The sequence below is a fragment of the uncultured Finegoldia sp. genome, assembly GCF_947252345.1.
In the GTDB taxonomy this organism is placed as follows: Bacteria; Bacillota; Clostridia; order Tissierellales; family Peptoniphilaceae; genus Finegoldia.
Window position 1 is genome coordinate 16,610 of the sequence record NZ_CAMXVC010000009.1, and the last position, 15,557, is coordinate 32,166.

Here is a 15,557-nt window from a genome sequence, read left to right on the forward strand (position 1 = left end):
TATTATATGGAGGTAGAAATGGATAAATATAATCCGAATTCAATTGAAAAAAAATGGCAAAAGTTTTGGAAAGAAAACAAAACTTTCAAAACATCTGATGATAAATCAAAAGAAAGATTTTATGCACTTGTAGAATTTCCATATCCTTCAGGTCAAGGTCTACACGTAGGTCATCCAAGACCTTACACTGCACTAGATATAGTTTCTAGAAAGAGAAGAATGCAAGGATATAATGTTTTGTATCCAATGGGATGGGATGCTTTTGGACTTCCAACTGAAAATTATGCGATTAAAAACAAAATTCATCCTGAAATTGTCACTAAAAACAATATAGCAAACTTCAAAAAACAAATGCAATCAATTGGTTTTTCGTTTGATTGGGATAGAGAAATAAACACAACTGACCCTGAATATTATAAATGGACACAATGGATTTTCATTCAACTTTTCAAAAAATGTCTTGCATATAAGAAAGAAATGCCAATAAATTGGTGTCCATCTTGTAAAGTTGGTCTTTCAAATGAAGAAGTAATAAACGGACATTGCGAAAGATGTGGGGGTCAAGTTGTAAGAAAAGTTAAAAATCAATGGATGCTAAAGATTACTGAATATGCTGACAGGCTAATTGATGACTTAAAAGATGTTGATTATTTGGAAAAGATTAAGGCACAACAAATCAACTGGATTGGAAGGTCATACGGAGCTGAGATTAACTTTTCAATTAAGCAAGTAGATGAAAAAATCAGTGTATTTACTACTAGAGCAGATACTATTTTCGGAGCGACTTATATGGTTATTTCGGTTGACCATCCTTTAATCGAAAAATACAGCGATAAGATTAAAAATATCGAAGATATTAGGAAATATAGAGCAGAAGTTGCAAAAAAATCAGAATTAGAAAGAACAGATTTATCAAAAGAAAAAACAGGATACAAGATAGATGGTTTGACTGCTATTAATCCTGTTACAAACAAAGAAATACCGGTTTATGTTTCGGATTATGTTTTAATGACTTATGGAACCGGTGCCATAATGGCAGTTCCTGCGCACGATGATAGAGATTATGAATTTGCAAAAAAATTCAATATAGAAATGATTCCTGTAATTGAGGGCTCAAATATAGAAAAATGTGCTCACACAGAAACTAATCAAGGCAAACTAATTAATTCAGGTTTCTTAAACGGATTAAATGTAGATGAAGCAAAAGAAAAAATGTATGAATACATTGAATCAAAAGAAATTGGACACAAAAAAACTAACTATAAACTAAGAGACTGGGTATTTTCAAGACAAAGATATTGGGGAGAACCAATTCCTTTGGTTTATTGTGAACATTGTGGATGGGTTCCTTTGGATGAAAAAGATTTGCCATTAGTTTTGCCAAAGGTAGATAATTATGAGCCTACTGATAATGGAGAATCACCACTATCAAAAATAGATGAATTTGTGCATACAAAATGTCCAAAATGTGGAAAAGATGCTGTTCGAGAAACTGATACAATGCCACAATGGGCAGGTTCTTCTTGGTACTATTTGAGATACACTGACCCTCACAACAAAGATTCTATTGCAAGCAAGGAAAACTTAGATTATTACACACCAGTTGATTGGTATAACGGTGGAATGGAACACACTACACTTCACTTATTGTATTCAAGATTCTGGCATAAATTCTTATATGACATTGGAGTTGTACCAACAAAAGAACCATATATGAAAAGAACAAGTCATGGAATGATTTTGGGCAATAATAATGAAAAAATGAGTAAATCTCGTGGAAATGTTGTTAATCCGGATGACATCGTTAGAGATTATGGAGCTGACACATTGAGATGCTACGAAATGTTCATCGGTGATTTTGAAAAATCTGCACCTTGGTCAGAAAATGGAGTTAAAGGTTGTAGAAAATTCTTAGACAAAGTATGGAGAACTCAAGAATTAGTCGATGGAGACTCTAACTTTGAAAAGCTTGAAACATTGGTTCATCAAACAATCAAAAAAGTCAGCGAAGATTATGAAAATTTAAAATTCAATACTGCAATCGCTCAGTTAATGACATTGTTAAACGAGTTCAATAATTATGATAGAATATCAAAAGAACAATACAAAACTTTCTTAGTATTATTAAACCCTGTTTGCCCACATATTACAGAAGAAATTTGGCAAAGAATGGGTTATGAAGGATACGTTCATGAATCTGAGTGGCCACAGTTTGATGAATCAAAAACAATTTTAGATGTAATTGAATTGCCAATTCAAATCAACGGTAAATTGAGAGCTACTATAAAAATAAACAGAGAAGCATCAGAAGATGATGTGTTCAATGAAGCAACCAAAGACGAAGTTGTCCTTAAATATATTGAAGGAAATAATATAGTTAAGAAAATTTATGTCAAAGGTAGGATATTCAATATAATTGTAAAATAATCAGGGTAATAGTAGATTAAAATATTTTAATCTACTATTACTATTGCTATAAGATATTTACACAATTATTGTACTATGATAAAATTTATCATAAATAGGAGGGCTTATGAGATTATCTACAAGAGGAAGATATGGTCTTGCAGCTATGATATATTTAGGAAAAAAATATGGCCAAAGTCCAGTTAATCTGAATGAAATATCTAAAGCTACAGGATTGAGTAATAATTATTTGGAACAACTTATTAGAGAATTAAAAAAGCATGATTTGATAATTTCTGTAAGAGGTGTACAAGGGGGATATTTACTTAATAAATCTCCAAATGAGATATCAGTAGCAGAAATATTAGATTGTTTGGAAGAATTTTTAGGAACGACAGAGTGTTCTGTAGTTCCAGGATTGTGCTCAAGGGAAAAGACTTGTCCATCAAGAATTATATGGACAAAAATGCACGATGAAATGTTAAAAAGCATAGAAAATATCTCTTTAAAAGAGCTGATTGATAAAAAATAACGGTGAGTAATTATGATTTTTAACTCTGAATTTCTAATTAATATTTTATTGATAGTTGGTATAATATTCTTGGGGTTTGCGATTTATTATCTTGTTACAATAGGGAATAAAAATGTTTCTGATAATAAAAAGATTGTTTTTAACGTCAGAAAAATAAGAAAAATTTTAATTCTGGGATTTCTTTTATTTGGATTGATATTTATATTATTTAAATATAAAATAATTTTTGAAACTATAAACACTTTATTGTTTGGCATTGTAATTTCTTATATCATAAATCCTATGGTGAAATATTTTGAAAACAAAGGTCTAAAAAGAGCTTATGCGATATTAATTATATACTTAATAGTGTTGCTTCTAGTAATATTATTAGGAATGATTGTAGTTCCACAAACTATCCAACAAACTAAAAAACTTATTATTAGTTTGCCTGAATTTTTCAGGGATATTTTTGTTAAACTAACCGATATTAACAACAAAATATTCAAACAATATCCAACGGTTAGCCAAATAATGTACAAAACAATTCAGCAATTATATCAAAGACTTGGTAATGTTCAAAATTATATTATGGATGCTATATCAAAAACAGGATATTTTACAAGTAATATATTCAGCAACATTTTAAAATTGATTTTGATACCAGTTGTGACTTTCTATATGTTATTGGACAAAGAAAAATGTATAGATTTTATTATGGAATTAATTCCAGAAAACAATAAGACCAAATTTGTAGATGTTTGCAAAGATATTGATATGGCTTATAGTGAATTTATACGTGGAAGAGTAATAATGGCTATTTTTGTGGGAGTATTGACAACAATATTTTTGCTTATAATGAAGGTTGATTTTGCAATAGTTATTGGAATATTGACAACTGTAGGAGACATAATTCCTTATATTGGGCCTTTTATTGCGGTTCTTCCGGCATTTTTGATAGCTTTTCTAACAAGCCCTATCAAAGCTATCATAGTAGTTATCGGATTCGGATTAATACAATGGGTTGAAAATAATATTCTTGCGCCTAAACTTCTTGGAACAAAAGTTGGATTAAATCCATTGATGATAATTGTCAGTTTGATAATTGGTGGTGGAATATTCGGAGTAGTAGGAATGATTTTGTCTGTTCCTTTTGTTGCTACTATTAAAATATTATATTTACATTTTAAAACAGATATTGAAAAATTTTTGAAAAATTAGAGAGGTTATAATGAAAAAATACGGTTTAAACGAAATTAGAAAAGAATTTTTAGATTACTTTGGTTCAAAAGGTCATCTTGTAATAAAATCATTTCCTTTAATACCACAAGACGATAAAAGTCTTTTGCTTATTAATGCAGGGATGGCACCTTTAAAAAAATATTTTACAGGAGAAAAAAAATTAAAAAAAGATAGAGCAACATCATCTCAAAGATGTATCAGAACTGCTGATATAGATGAAGTTGGTAAAACTCAAAGACACGGAACATTTTTTGAAATGTTAGGTAACTTCTCATTTGGAGATTATTTTAAAAGAGAAGCTATTACTTGGGCATGGGATTTTTTGACGAATGTTTTGGAAGTACCGAAAGATGTGTTGTGGATTTCTGTTTATGAGGAAGACCAAGAAGCTTATGATATTTGGGTAAATGAAATTGGAGTTAGCGCAGATAGAGTTGTGAAATTGGGAAAAGAAGATAACTTCTGGGAATTAGAGCAAGGACCTTGCGGTCCATGTTCAGAAATTCATGTTGATAGAGGATATGAATTTGACCCTAGAGAAGATGCTAGACCAGGAGATGAAGGCGAAAGATTCTTGGAAGTTTGGAATTTGGTATTCACTCAATTCAACAAAACTGCCGACGGAAAATACGAAAGAATAGCACATCCTAATATTGATACTGGTATGGGGCTTGAAAGAATCACAATGGTTTTGGAAAATGCAGACAATATTTTTGAAATTGGTCTTGTAAAAGATATTATAAAAACTATTGAAGATATTTCCGGTGTAAAATACAAAGAAGACGAGAAGAAGGACGTATCAATTAGGATAATTGCAGACCATGTAAGAGCTATGACATTTTTGATTTACGATGGTGTAATTCCTAGTAATGAGCAAAGAGGATATGTTTTAAGAAGACTAATCAGAAGAGCTTGCAGACATGGAAAGCTATTGGGAATAAATGATAGTTTTATCGAAAAAGTTATCGACTCTTGTATCAAAGTATATGAATCAGGATATCCTGAATTGAAAGAGGATAGAGATAGAATTGTTAAAATAGCTAATGCAGAAGAAAGAAAATTCCAAGAAACATTAGATTTAGGATTGAATATTTTAGATTCAATGTTAAAAGAGACAAAAACTGACGTATTTAGCGGCGAAGACGCCTTTAAATTGTACGACACATATGGTTTTCCAATTGATTTGACTAAAGAACTAGTTGGAGAAGTTAATAAAAATGTCGATGAAGATAAGTTCAAACAATTAATGCAAGAACAAAAAGAAAGAGCTAGAGGTTCTCGTAGTGAATCAAATATGGGTTGGTCTTCAGATAAAAAATACGGAGAAGGAGTTCAGGAAACTAAATTTGATGGTTATGATTCATTAAAAGACAGTAGCGAAGTAATTAAAATTTATTCTGAAAATGATGATAATTTAAATGCAGAAGAAATGGGTATAATAGTATTAGACAAGACGACTTTTTATGGAGAAGGCGGTGGACAAGTTGGAGATAAAGGTATTATCTACAATGACCACTTCAAAGCTGAAGTTTATGATACTAAAAAAACAGGGAAAAAAGTATTCTTGCATTATGTAAAAGTTATTGAAGGAAGCATTAAAGTCGGAGACAAAGTTACTGTTGAAGTTGATGAATTAAATAGACGAGATGTTATGAAAAACCACTCAGCAACACATCTTCTCCATCAAGCATTAAAAGATGTTCTTGGAGAGCATGTTAACCAAGCGGGTTCTTATGTTGATGGGGAAAGATTGAGATTTGACATTACTCATTTTGAAGCTGTTTCTAAAGAACAATTAGAAAAAGTTGAACAGATTGTTAATGATAAAATAGCTATGGGAATCCCTGTAAAAATAGATGAAATGTCTCTTGAACAATCACAATCTATCGGAGCAAGAGGTCTTTTTGAAGATAAATACCAAGATGTAGTTAGAGTAGTTCAAATGGGCGACTATTCCAAGGAATTGTGTGGCGGAACTCACGTCAAGACAACTAGCGATATACAAATGTTTAAAATAATTTCTGAGTCTAGTGTAGCAGCGGGAGTTAGAAGAATTGAAGCAATCACAGGTCGTGCAGTTTACAATTATATTAAAGAAAGAGACTTATTGATTGAAGAAGTTAAAGCATCCTCTAAGGCTTCAAATGATGATGAGATTATCAGAAGAATTAATGCCAATAATGAAGAAATCAAAGATTTAAAGAAAAAATTAAAGAACATAACAAATAAAGATTTGTTAATGAATATTGACCAAATTGTCGAAAAAGCTGTAGATGTTAATGGTACAAAAATCGCCACTTTTGAATTGAAAGATTTAGACAACAATGCATTCAGAGATTTTGGCGAAAACATAAAATCAAAATTTGATGATGGTGTGGTTGTACTTGCAAATTCAGATGGCTCAAAAGTATCATTTATAACTCTTGCTACCGAAACTGCCATTAAAAAAGGATTATCTGCAGGAGATATCGTAAGAGAAGTTGCAAAAGTTTGTGGCGGTAATGGTGGAGGACGTAAAGACTTCGCACAAGCCGGTGCAAAAGACTGTTCAAAAGTAAATGAAGCGTTGAAAAAGGCAATTGAGGTTATAAAATCAAAAATAAATGCTTAAAGGAGGCAAAAATGGAAGGTAAGGATTTAAACAATACGGTAAGATTTGAAGCATCAAAACTAGAAAAGCAATCAATTAAAGATATTTTAAAGAAAGTTTATAAATCTTTGGAAGAAAAAGGATACGATCCTAAAAATCAAATTATCGGTTATATTTTGTCAGGAGATCCTACTTACATTACAAGCTTTAATAATGCTAGAAATTTGATAAGACAAATTGACAGAGATGACCTTTTAGGTGAAATGCTAGATATTTATTTGAATGAAATAGATTAATAAAGGATGTTTGAGGAGCTGTTATTTTTTAACAGCTCTCAAAATTATGTTAAATTAAATTTATGGAAAGATATATTGGACTAGATGTAGGAGATAGAACTATAGGGATAGCTTTAAGCGATCCATTTTTATTGACTGCTCAATCTTTGATGACAATTAAAAGAAAGAGCAAAGTTGAAGATATTGAAATTATTAATGGTATAATTAAAGATAAAGAAGTCTCAAAAATAATAGTGGGATTGCCTAAAAATATGAACAATACAATAGGCCCACAGGCAAAAAAAGTTAAAACATTTGTAAAAGAATTACGAAAACATACAGATTTAGAAATAGTATATGTTGATGAGAGATTGACAACAGTAAGCGCTACGAGAGTTTTGATAGAACAAAATGTTTCTAGAAAAAAGAGAAAAGACGTGATTGACAGCGTGGCGGCAACATATATTTTGCAATCTTACTTGGATATGGAAAGATGATTATGGAAACGATAAAATTATATGATGAAAATAATAATGAAAAAGAATTTAAAATAATCAATACATTTGGTATGGATGATGACAATTATTGTCTATTAGAAGACATATCAAATGGAGATAATGTTATTTTGAAATATATTGAAAATGATGAAAAAATTGAATTCATTGGACTCAGAGATCAAAAGGAATTGGACGAGGCTATAGAAGCGTATGAAGAGTTAATGGATTCTAAAAAGGAGCAATAATGAACATAGAAACATTAAAAACTAAACTAATTAATGCCGGTTACAAAGTAACAAAACAAAGAGAAATAATATTTGAAGCTTTATTGGAAAATAAAGAAGCTCACCTTTCTCCAGAAGAGTTAAATGAAATTGTAAACAAAAAAGACCCAGAAATAGGCATTGCTACAGTTTACAGAACTTTATTGATTTTTGATGAATTGAATCTTGTTTACAAATTAGATTTTGACGACAAGAGATATAGATATGAATTGGTTGATGAAGATGAGGACCATCATCACCATCATTTGATTTGTACAAAATGTGGAAAAGTCGAAGAAGTTAAATATGATTTATTAGAAGGAATTGAAAAACAAATTAGAGAAGATTATAAATTCGATATACAAAATCATGATTTGAAGTTTTATGGATTATGTTCTGATTGCCAAGAGGAAAAACAAGACAAGGAGAATTAAATGGCAAAAAAGAATATTGAAAAATTAAAAGTTATTCCACTTGGAGGACTCAACGAAATAGGCAAAAATATGACAGTTGTTGAGTACAAGGATGATATCATAATTGTTGATTGTGGGATGACTTTTCCAGATGAAGAGATGTTGGGAGTGGATTTAGTTATTCCAGACATTTCTTATTTGGAAAAAAATAAAGGCAAAATTAGAGGAATTGTTATAACCCATGGACATGAAGACCACATTGGGGCAATTCCTTATGTTTTGAAAAAACTTGATGTACCAGTATATGGAACAAAACTTACTATGGGGCTTTTAGAAAATAAAATTCTAGAGCACAATTTAAGCTTAAAATCTTTGCATACAGTTGATTATAAAAAGCCGATAGAATTTGGAGTATTTAGTGTAGAATTTGTAAAGGTGTGTCACTCTATTCCTGACTCAGCTAGCTTAGCGATTACAACTCCAGTGGGAGTGTTATTTTTCACGGGAGATTTCAAAATTGATTATACGCCAATAGATAATGATAGAATGGATTTTGGAAGAATAGCGGCAATTGGTAACAAAGGAGTATTGGCACTTTTTGCAGACAGTACAAATGTTGAAAGACAAGGATATACACTAAGTGAGAAAAGTGTTGGCAAAACATTCATTAATTTATTTGATGATGCTCCAGCTAGAATAATTGTTGCCACATTTGCTTCTAATGTTCACAGGATTCAACAAGTAATTTCTGCAGCTGAACATTTTAATAAAAAAGTGGCATTATCCGGAAGATCTATGGTTAATACTGTAAAAGTTGCGAGAGAACTTGGATATATCGATGTCAAAGATGACACAATTATAGATATAAACGATATTAAAAAATATAAATTGAGTGAGATTGTGTTGTTGACAACAGGTTCTCAAGGCGAACCTATGAGTGCAATGACTAGGATGGCAAATGGAACTCACAGAAAAGTTCAGCTTGATCCTACCGATACTGTTATATTGTCTGCAACTCCAATTCCGGGAAATGATAACCAAGTAAGTTCTGTTATCAACAAACTTATGGAGATGGGAGTTAAAGTTATTTATTCCTCGTTGGCGGATGTTCATGTCAGTGGGCACGCTTGTCAAGAAGAATTAAAGCTTATGCATTCATTGGTTAGACCTAAGTTTTTTGTGCCTTTGCATGGAGAAATGAGACATTTGAAATGTCATGCTAATTTGGCGCTAGATATGGGAATGAACAAAAACAACATTGTGATTGCTGATAATGGAAATACTATTGAATTTACAAAAAAAAGCATCAATCTTGTTGACACTAAATACGCTAGCAATATTTTAGTTGATGGCTTGGGCGTAGGTGACGTAGGAAATGTCGTTCTTAGAGATAGGAGACATTTATCTGAAGACGGACTGATTGTGGTTGTAATCACATTAGATTCAAGGAAAAAAGAAGTTATTGCAGGTCCTGATATTATTTCAAGAGGTTTTGTCTATGTAAAAGAAAACAATGACCTTATGGAAGAATCAAAAAAAGTTGTAGAAAAGGTGCTTGCTCAATGCTGTTCAAATAACATATATGATTGGACAACTTTAAAACATAATATTAGAGAAACATTAAAAAAATTCTTATACCAAGAAATTAAGAGAAATCCAATGATATTACCGGTTATTATGGAGGTATAAAATGGAATACAGAAAAAAGGCTGAAGAGCTTGCAAGTTTGTTAAGTAATTCATCTGAATTTAATGAACTTAAAAGACTTCACAAAGATGTTTATAAAAATAATGAAAACAACAAAAAGATGATTGATGATTTCAAAAAACATATTTTTGAATATCAAATCAAATTACAAAAAAATGGAAAAGAAGACCCTGAAGATGTAAAAAAATTGCAAAATTTACAAAATATAATTATGACAAATCATGATATAGCAGCTTATTTGCAGGCAGATGCTAAGTTTTCAATTATTTTAAAAGAAGTCTATGATGCGTTGGAAAAAGGCATTAAATTAGAAGATGAATAGTATTGTTAACGAAAATCTACAAGATTATTTGAGAGAACTATCAAAAAGCGACGATGAAAATATTTTAGAATTAGAGAAATTCGCAATTGATAATCATATACCGATAGTTGAACCCGAAGTTAGACAACTGTTAAAGATGATTTTGCTTACGGAAAAACCAAAATCTATCTTAGAAATTGGAACAGCTATTGGATATAGTTCGATTATCATGAAAAAGACTTGCCCTGATGCAAAGATTATTACAGTCGAAAATTATGAAAAAAACGCAAATTTTGCAAGAAAGAATTTCAAAAAATATGGATACGAGGATATTCAATTAGTATTTGGCGATGGATATGAAGTTATGAAAAATTTAAATCAAAAATTTGATTTTATTTTTATTGATGCAGCAAAAGGACAATATATAAAATATTTCAAAGAAGCAGTTAGACTTTCTACTAAGGATTCTATTATTGTTTGTGACAATGTACTTTTCAGAGGAATGGTTTGTGAAAAAGAATATTATGAACACAGACACAGGAAAATAACAATAGTCAAACGACTTAGAGAGTTTTTGGAAATGATAACTGATAGTTCAAAATACGACACAACAATCATTCCAATTGATGATGGAATGAGTATAACTAAATTAAAATAATTTCAGTCGGAAGTCATTGATTTCCGACTATTTTTGAGGAGTGATTATGAAAAAAGTAGAATTATTAGCACCAGCTGGTGATTTAGATAAATTAAAAACGGCCATCGATTACGGAGCAGATGCAGTTTATATGGCTGGTTCTGATTATGGGTTAAGAACAGCTTCAAAAAATTTTACAGCGGACGATATGAGAGAAGCTTGTGATTATGCTCATAAAAGAGGGAAAAGAATATATATAACTATGAATATTTTAGCTCATAATGAGGATTTGGAGGGAATTGAAGACTATATTCAAAGCCTTATTGATTTAAAAGTCGATGCTTTGATTGTATCGGACCCTGGAATATATTCAATAATAAGAAGTGTTAATAAAGATGTAGAAGTTCATATGTCAACGCAAGCGTCTGTAACAAATTACAGAACTGTGAAATATTGGATGGACCAAGGAATTAAAAGAATAGTATTGGCTAGGGAATTATCTTTAAAAGAAATTCAAGAAATAAAGAAAAATATACCAGATTCTGAATTAGAATGTTTTGTTCATGGGGCTATGTGTATGTCATATTCAGGAAGATGTCTTCTAAGTAATTATATGACAGGAAGAGATGCCAATAGAGGAGACTGTGCACAGGCTTGTAGATGGAAATATAGACTTGTTGAAGAAAAACGACCTGGAGAATACTTTCCAATAGAAGAAAATGAAAAAGGTACATTTATTTTCAATTCAAAAGATTTGTGTATGATAGAACACTTAGATAAATTGATTAATTCAGGTATTGATAGTTTAAAAATAGAAGGAAGAGTTAAGAGTCAATATTATGTCGCAACAGTCGTTAGAAGTTACAGAATAGCTATTGATAAATATTACAACGATGAATTTGATGATAAAACAGCTAAAAGGTTGTTGGATGAAATAAAAAAAGTTTCGTATAGAGATTTTACTACTGGATTTTTTGAAAAAAAGCCGGATGAGAATGACCAATTGTACGAATCTTCTTCATATATTAGAGAATACGATTTTGTTGGTATGCTTTTAGATTATGATGAAGATTCAAAAATTGCTACTTTTGAGCAGAGAAATCGTGTATTTGCAGGAGATGAAGTCGAAATTTTTGGACCTGAAGATGGGTTTATCACAATTAAAATCGAAAAAATTTATGATGAAAATATGAATGAAATAGAAGTTGCTAATAAAGCAAAGCAAATTTTCAAAATAAGAATTGATGAGAAGTTACAAGCAAACTCAATGATGAGAAAAAAGAGCGATAATTAATTTTGGCTTGTAAATTAGACTATGATATAATCAAACTATGAAAATAAAAAAACTCAAAAAAAACAATATTATAGTTATTTTAATATCGGTATTGATGTTTGTGTTTGTTGTTCACAATTTGTTGGGATTTGTGTTCAAAAAAAATATATACGTTGTGAATGATATATGTAAAATTAACAACGAGATAAATACCAATGCAATGACTATTAAAGATGAATATATTTATTTGAATGGCGAAAATGTAAAGCCTGTAGAAAATATCAAATATCCTGTTGGCTCTAATGTTATTACAGTTCCAAAAGAATTAAATACAAAAATGACAACAAAGTATATTGATGATATGATGAACGATTTGGAAGTAAATCATGAAGATAGAACAAAACAAACATATGATATTAGTGATTTAGATTTAAAAAAAATTTCAAATGATATAAGAAATAAGAGATATGATAATAAATTATTGTCAGAATACAACAGAAAGAAAAATATTACCGAGGAAGAATATTTTCACAAGAAAAAGCAACTAAGCATACTTAAAGAAGTATTAAACTCAAAAAAATCACTTATTAAGACACAAGTCAGTGGAGTTGTAAAAAATAATATTGACAATTATGAAGATTTTTTGAAATATAATTCTTCAATGCTGATAAATGATGATTTTTATGTAAGAAATTGTGAAAAGGATTATAATAGCCCGGGGCTTTCTATTGTAGATAGTATGAATTTATCATTGGTTTTTAATGTGGAAAGTTCTAAATTAAAAAGAAATTTAAAGGCTGGTGATGAAATAGAGATTGTATTTGATAAGAACATATACACAGCGATAATAAGAGAAATCAAAGTGAATGGTTCAAAATTAAATATTATTTGTGATATGGATGATGGCATAAATATTTTGATGAACAAAAGGTTTGTTAATATAAAATTAATAGACCAAAAGAGTAAATCATATAAAATACCAAAATCATCAATTATAGAGAAGAACGGCGCACAAGGTGTTTATATAAAAAAAGATACAGGAATTACAAAATTTGTTGCGGTGAAAGTGTTGAAATCTGATGATAAGTTTTTGTATGTATCAACGGGAATAGACGGATATATTGATGTTAATAACAGAAAATTAAAAACTTTGAGATTGTACGATAATATAATTACAAATCCAAAATTTACAAAAGAGGGGGAACTTTTAAAATAATGAGTATTAAAGAAAACTTGGAAATAGTAAATGAAGATTTGACTAAATATGCTATTGATGGTGAAAATCCAAAATTAATAGCAGTCACAAAGACAGTTGATATAGACAGAATAAGAGAAGCTATTGAGTGCGGCGTGACAGATATTGGAGAAAACAAACCTCAAGAGATGAGTTGGAAATTTGATGAATTGGGAGATATCGTCAATTATCATATGATAGGCCATCTTCAAACGAACAAAGTAAAAGATGTTGTTGGCAAGGCTATTTTGATTCATTCTTTAGATAGAATAAGCCTTCTCGATGAAATTGAAAAAAGGGCAAAAGCTAACGGCAAACCTCAAGATTGTTTGATTCAATTAAATGTTGCACAAGAAGAACAAAAATCTGGGCTATATCTTGATGATTTGGATTCTTTTATTGAAGAAATTGAGAAAAAAGAATTTGTTAAAGTAAAGGGATTGATGAGTATAGCTCCATTTGCAGAAAACCCAGAAGATATTAGATGGGTTTTTAAGAAAATGAGAGAAATTTATGATACAATAAAAAATAAAGAATACAAAAACATTGAAATGAAATACCTTTCTATGGGTATGAGTCACGATTACAAAGTTGCTTTAGAAGAAGGTGCCAACATTGTGAGAGTGGGTAGTTTTATTTTTGGTAAGAGAAATTACAATTAGGAGGATATATTATGTCTTTTATGAATTCATTTAAAAAATTAGTTGGCGTTGAGGATGATTACGACGAGTATTACGACGATCAATATTATTACGATGAACAAGAAAAACCAGCACAAGAACATAAAACTTTTGAAACTAAGCCAAGCTACGAATCAAAAAGTAATATAGTTACAATGAATAGTTCGACTTCTAAACCAGTTGAAAACAAATCTTTAAATAGGGTTAAGATTAACATTCACGAGCCGATTAATTTTGAAGATGCACCAAAGGTTATTGATGTTATTTTGAAAAATGAAGTGGCCGTATTAAATATTGAGATGCTTGAACAAGATGTTAAAAGAAGAATTTTTGATTTTGTAAGTGGTGCTATTTATTCATTAGATGGTAAAATGCAAAAAGTAACAAAAGATATTTTTGTACTAGTGCCAAAGGGAGTGGAAATAGACGGTAAAATCAAAGACCAAATTACAAAAAATAATGGATTTTTCCAATTATGATGAGTGGATTTAGTTTTGTAAGATTTCTCTTAACTATTTTAAAATTAATTGAATGGTCAATATTTATAAGAGTGATTTTATCAATGCTTTCAATAAACAGGGATAATTACATTGTAGATTCGATTTTTGTTATTACAGATTACATTATGAATCCAGCTAGGAAATTGTTGAATATATTGGGACTAGATAGGGGATTAATAGATTGGTCTGCTTTGGTAACACTTATATTTCTTCAAATAATCTCATCTGTTGTAATAGGATTGGTATAATATGAATAATGAACTAAATTACATTCAAGATATTGAAATTAAAAAGACTATCGATAGATTTATTGATAGTCTTGTTTCAGTTAAAAGGTGTTCTAGTATTTACGCTACTGATTTTATGAATCCAAAGGAAATAGAGTATGCAAAAGCCATTCTAAACAAAGAAAAAACTATTGGGTATTTAGTTACGAATAATCCAATCAATGCTGAAAATAGTATAATAATTATGTGGGATAATTTTATTTATTCTAGCGAATATATAAATATTTTCGATTACATTGGGATTTTGAAGATTGAAACTAGCCAACAGATTAATCACAGAGATATTTTAGGGGCAGTATTGAATTTGGGAATTAACAGAGATAAAATCGGAGATATTTTCAAACATAAAGATAGATTTTATATTTGTGCTACAAAAACTATGGTTAAATTTTTAAATATGAATTTATCCAAAATAAAAAAATTCAATGTTGAAACTCAAATTATCGAAGAAAATATTGATAAAGATGAGGAAAAACATAAAAGTTTTTCGGGTATAATTAATTCTAATAGGCTAGATTGTGTGGTTTCTGAAATGGTAAATATTTCAAGAAAAGATGCACAGATTATAATTAAACAGAAAAAAGTAAAGCTCAATTATGAAGTTGTTGATAGCATTAGTAAATCTGTAGAAGAAAACTCAATTGCGTCCATAAGAGGATATGGAAGGTTTAGAATTATAAGTTATCCTGGCGTAACTAAAAAGGATAAGTTGAGAATCGATTATATTAAATACATTTAGGA

The 15,557-nt window shown here is 30.0% G+C and carries 17 protein-coding genes; all 17 read left to right on the forward strand.

From position 1 onward, the window contains the following. Positions 1-18: 18 nt before the first annotated feature. Positions 19-2,427, forward strand: coding sequence for a leucine--tRNA ligase (gene leuS, locus Q0X02_RS02970; RefSeq protein WP_297811328.1), 2,409 nt, complete (start codon positions 19-21; stop codon positions 2,425-2,427). 106 nt (positions 2,428-2,533) lie between these two features. After that, entirely contained in the window at positions 2,534-2,938 is a 405-nt protein-coding gene (locus tag Q0X02_RS02975) for an Rrf2 family transcriptional regulator (protein ID WP_297811331.1), read from the forward strand. Between the two features lie 12 nt (positions 2,939-2,950). Then, positions 2,951-4,138: an AI-2E family transporter gene (locus Q0X02_RS02980; protein WP_297811334.1), complete on the forward strand. Its 1,188-nt coding sequence runs from the start codon at positions 2,951-2,953 to the stop codon at positions 4,136-4,138. A 10-nt stretch (positions 4,139-4,148) separates the two neighbouring features. Further along, positions 4,149-6,770, forward strand: a complete 2,622-nt coding sequence (gene alaS / locus Q0X02_RS02985; RefSeq protein WP_297811339.1) for an alanine--tRNA ligase — start codon at positions 4,149-4,151, stop codon at positions 6,768-6,770. An 11-nt stretch (positions 6,771-6,781) separates the two neighbouring features. After that, positions 6,782-7,045, forward strand: a complete 264-nt coding sequence (locus Q0X02_RS02990; RefSeq protein ID WP_297811342.1) for an IreB family regulatory phosphoprotein — start codon at positions 6,782-6,784, stop codon at positions 7,043-7,045. A gap of 62 nt (positions 7,046-7,107) precedes the next feature. Further along, positions 7,108-7,521: a Holliday junction resolvase RuvX gene (ruvX, locus tag Q0X02_RS02995; RefSeq protein ID WP_297811345.1), complete on the forward strand. Its 414-nt coding sequence runs from the start codon at positions 7,108-7,110 to the stop codon at positions 7,519-7,521. Between the two features lie 2 nt (positions 7,522-7,523). Continuing rightward, positions 7,524-7,766 carry a DUF1292 domain-containing protein gene (locus Q0X02_RS03000; RefSeq protein ID WP_297811348.1) on the forward strand — a complete coding sequence of 81 codons (243 nt, stop codon included), beginning with the start codon at positions 7,524-7,526 and terminating at the stop codon, positions 7,764-7,766. Next, entirely contained in the window at positions 7,766-8,218 is a 453-nt protein-coding gene (locus tag Q0X02_RS03005; protein ID WP_297811351.1) for a Fur family transcriptional regulator, read from the forward strand. Before Q0X02_RS03000 ends, Q0X02_RS03005 begins: the two co-directional genes overlap by 1 nt. Continuing rightward, positions 8,219-9,886: a ribonuclease J gene (locus tag Q0X02_RS03010; protein ID WP_297811354.1), complete on the forward strand. Its 1,668-nt coding sequence runs from the start codon at positions 8,219-8,221 to the stop codon at positions 9,884-9,886. It abuts the gene before it with no gap. Position 9,887: 1 nt separating this feature from the next. Beyond that, positions 9,888-10,226 carry a YlbF family regulator gene (locus tag Q0X02_RS03015; RefSeq protein ID WP_297811356.1) on the forward strand — a complete coding sequence of 113 codons (339 nt, stop codon included), beginning with the start codon at positions 9,888-9,890 and terminating at the stop codon, positions 10,224-10,226. After that, complete coding sequence (locus Q0X02_RS03020; protein ID WP_297811358.1) at positions 10,219-10,863, forward strand: O-methyltransferase; 645 nt, start codon at positions 10,219-10,221, stop codon at positions 10,861-10,863. Before Q0X02_RS03015 ends, Q0X02_RS03020 begins: the two co-directional genes overlap by 8 nt. Before the next feature lie 46 nt (positions 10,864-10,909). After that, a complete protein-coding gene (locus tag Q0X02_RS03025; protein ID WP_297811361.1) occupies positions 10,910-12,136 on the forward strand; it encodes a U32 family peptidase in 1,227 nt (408 codons plus the stop codon). Between the two features lie 37 nt (positions 12,137-12,173). Beyond that, entirely contained in the window at positions 12,174-13,331 is a 1,158-nt protein-coding gene (locus tag Q0X02_RS03030) for an HlyD family efflux transporter periplasmic adaptor subunit (RefSeq protein WP_297811364.1), read from the forward strand. Next, the gene (locus Q0X02_RS03035; RefSeq protein ID WP_297811367.1) at positions 13,331-14,011 is read left to right on the forward strand and encodes a YggS family pyridoxal phosphate-dependent enzyme; all 681 of its coding nucleotides are present in this window, start codon (positions 13,331-13,333) and stop codon (positions 14,009-14,011) included. Before Q0X02_RS03030 ends, Q0X02_RS03035 begins: the two co-directional genes overlap by 1 nt. Positions 14,012-14,022: 11 nt before the next feature. Beyond that, a complete protein-coding gene (locus Q0X02_RS03040; protein ID WP_297811370.1) occupies positions 14,023-14,508 on the forward strand; it encodes a cell division protein SepF in 486 nt (161 codons plus the stop codon). Then, positions 14,508-14,777, forward strand: a complete 270-nt coding sequence (locus Q0X02_RS03045) for a YggT family protein (RefSeq protein WP_297811373.1) — start codon at positions 14,508-14,510, stop codon at positions 14,775-14,777. Before Q0X02_RS03040 ends, Q0X02_RS03045 begins: the two co-directional genes overlap by 1 nt. 1 nt (position 14,778) lies before the next feature. Further along, a complete protein-coding gene (locus Q0X02_RS03050) occupies positions 14,779-15,555 on the forward strand; it encodes a YlmH/Sll1252 family protein (protein WP_297811376.1) in 777 nt (258 codons plus the stop codon). The last annotated feature ends 2 nt before the right edge of the window (positions 15,556-15,557 follow it).

Excerpts from the sequence above, each read along its gene's own strand:
- leuS (WP_297811328.1), top strand. The coding sequence starts at position 19 with ATGGATAAATATAATCCGAATTCAATTGAAAAAAAATGGCAAAAGTTT.
- Q0X02_RS02975 (WP_297811331.1), top strand. The coding sequence starts at position 2,534 with ATGAGATTATCTACAAGAGGAAGATATGGTCTTGCAGCTATGATATAT.
- Q0X02_RS02980 (WP_297811334.1), top strand. The coding sequence starts at position 2,951 with ATGATTTTTAACTCTGAATTTCTAATTAATATTTTATTGATAGTTGGT.
- alaS (WP_297811339.1), top strand. The coding sequence starts at position 4,149 with ATGAAAAAATACGGTTTAAACGAAATTAGAAAAGAATTTTTAGATTAC.
- Q0X02_RS02990 (WP_297811342.1), top strand. The coding sequence starts at position 6,782 with ATGGAAGGTAAGGATTTAAACAATACGGTAAGATTTGAAGCATCAAAA.
- ruvX (WP_297811345.1), top strand. The coding sequence starts at position 7,108 with ATGGAAAGATATATTGGACTAGATGTAGGAGATAGAACTATAGGGATA.
- Q0X02_RS03000 (WP_297811348.1), top strand. The coding sequence starts at position 7,524 with ATGGAAACGATAAAATTATATGATGAAAATAATAATGAAAAAGAATTT.
- Q0X02_RS03005 (WP_297811351.1), top strand. The coding sequence starts at position 7,766 with ATGAACATAGAAACATTAAAAACTAAACTAATTAATGCCGGTTACAAA.
- Q0X02_RS03010 (WP_297811354.1), top strand. The coding sequence starts at position 8,219 with ATGGCAAAAAAGAATATTGAAAAATTAAAAGTTATTCCACTTGGAGGA.
- Q0X02_RS03015 (WP_297811356.1), top strand. The coding sequence starts at position 9,888 with ATGGAATACAGAAAAAAGGCTGAAGAGCTTGCAAGTTTGTTAAGTAAT.
- Q0X02_RS03020 (WP_297811358.1), top strand. The coding sequence starts at position 10,219 with ATGAATAGTATTGTTAACGAAAATCTACAAGATTATTTGAGAGAACTA.
- Q0X02_RS03025 (WP_297811361.1), top strand. The coding sequence starts at position 10,910 with ATGAAAAAAGTAGAATTATTAGCACCAGCTGGTGATTTAGATAAATTA.
- Q0X02_RS03030 (WP_297811364.1), top strand. The coding sequence starts at position 12,174 with ATGAAAATAAAAAAACTCAAAAAAAACAATATTATAGTTATTTTAATA.
- Q0X02_RS03035 (WP_297811367.1), top strand. The coding sequence starts at position 13,331 with ATGAGTATTAAAGAAAACTTGGAAATAGTAAATGAAGATTTGACTAAA.
- Q0X02_RS03040 (WP_297811370.1), top strand. The coding sequence starts at position 14,023 with ATGTCTTTTATGAATTCATTTAAAAAATTAGTTGGCGTTGAGGATGAT.
- Q0X02_RS03045 (WP_297811373.1), top strand. The coding sequence starts at position 14,508 with ATGAGTGGATTTAGTTTTGTAAGATTTCTCTTAACTATTTTAAAATTA.
- Q0X02_RS03050 (WP_297811376.1), top strand. The coding sequence starts at position 14,779 with ATGAATAATGAACTAAATTACATTCAAGATATTGAAATTAAAAAGACT.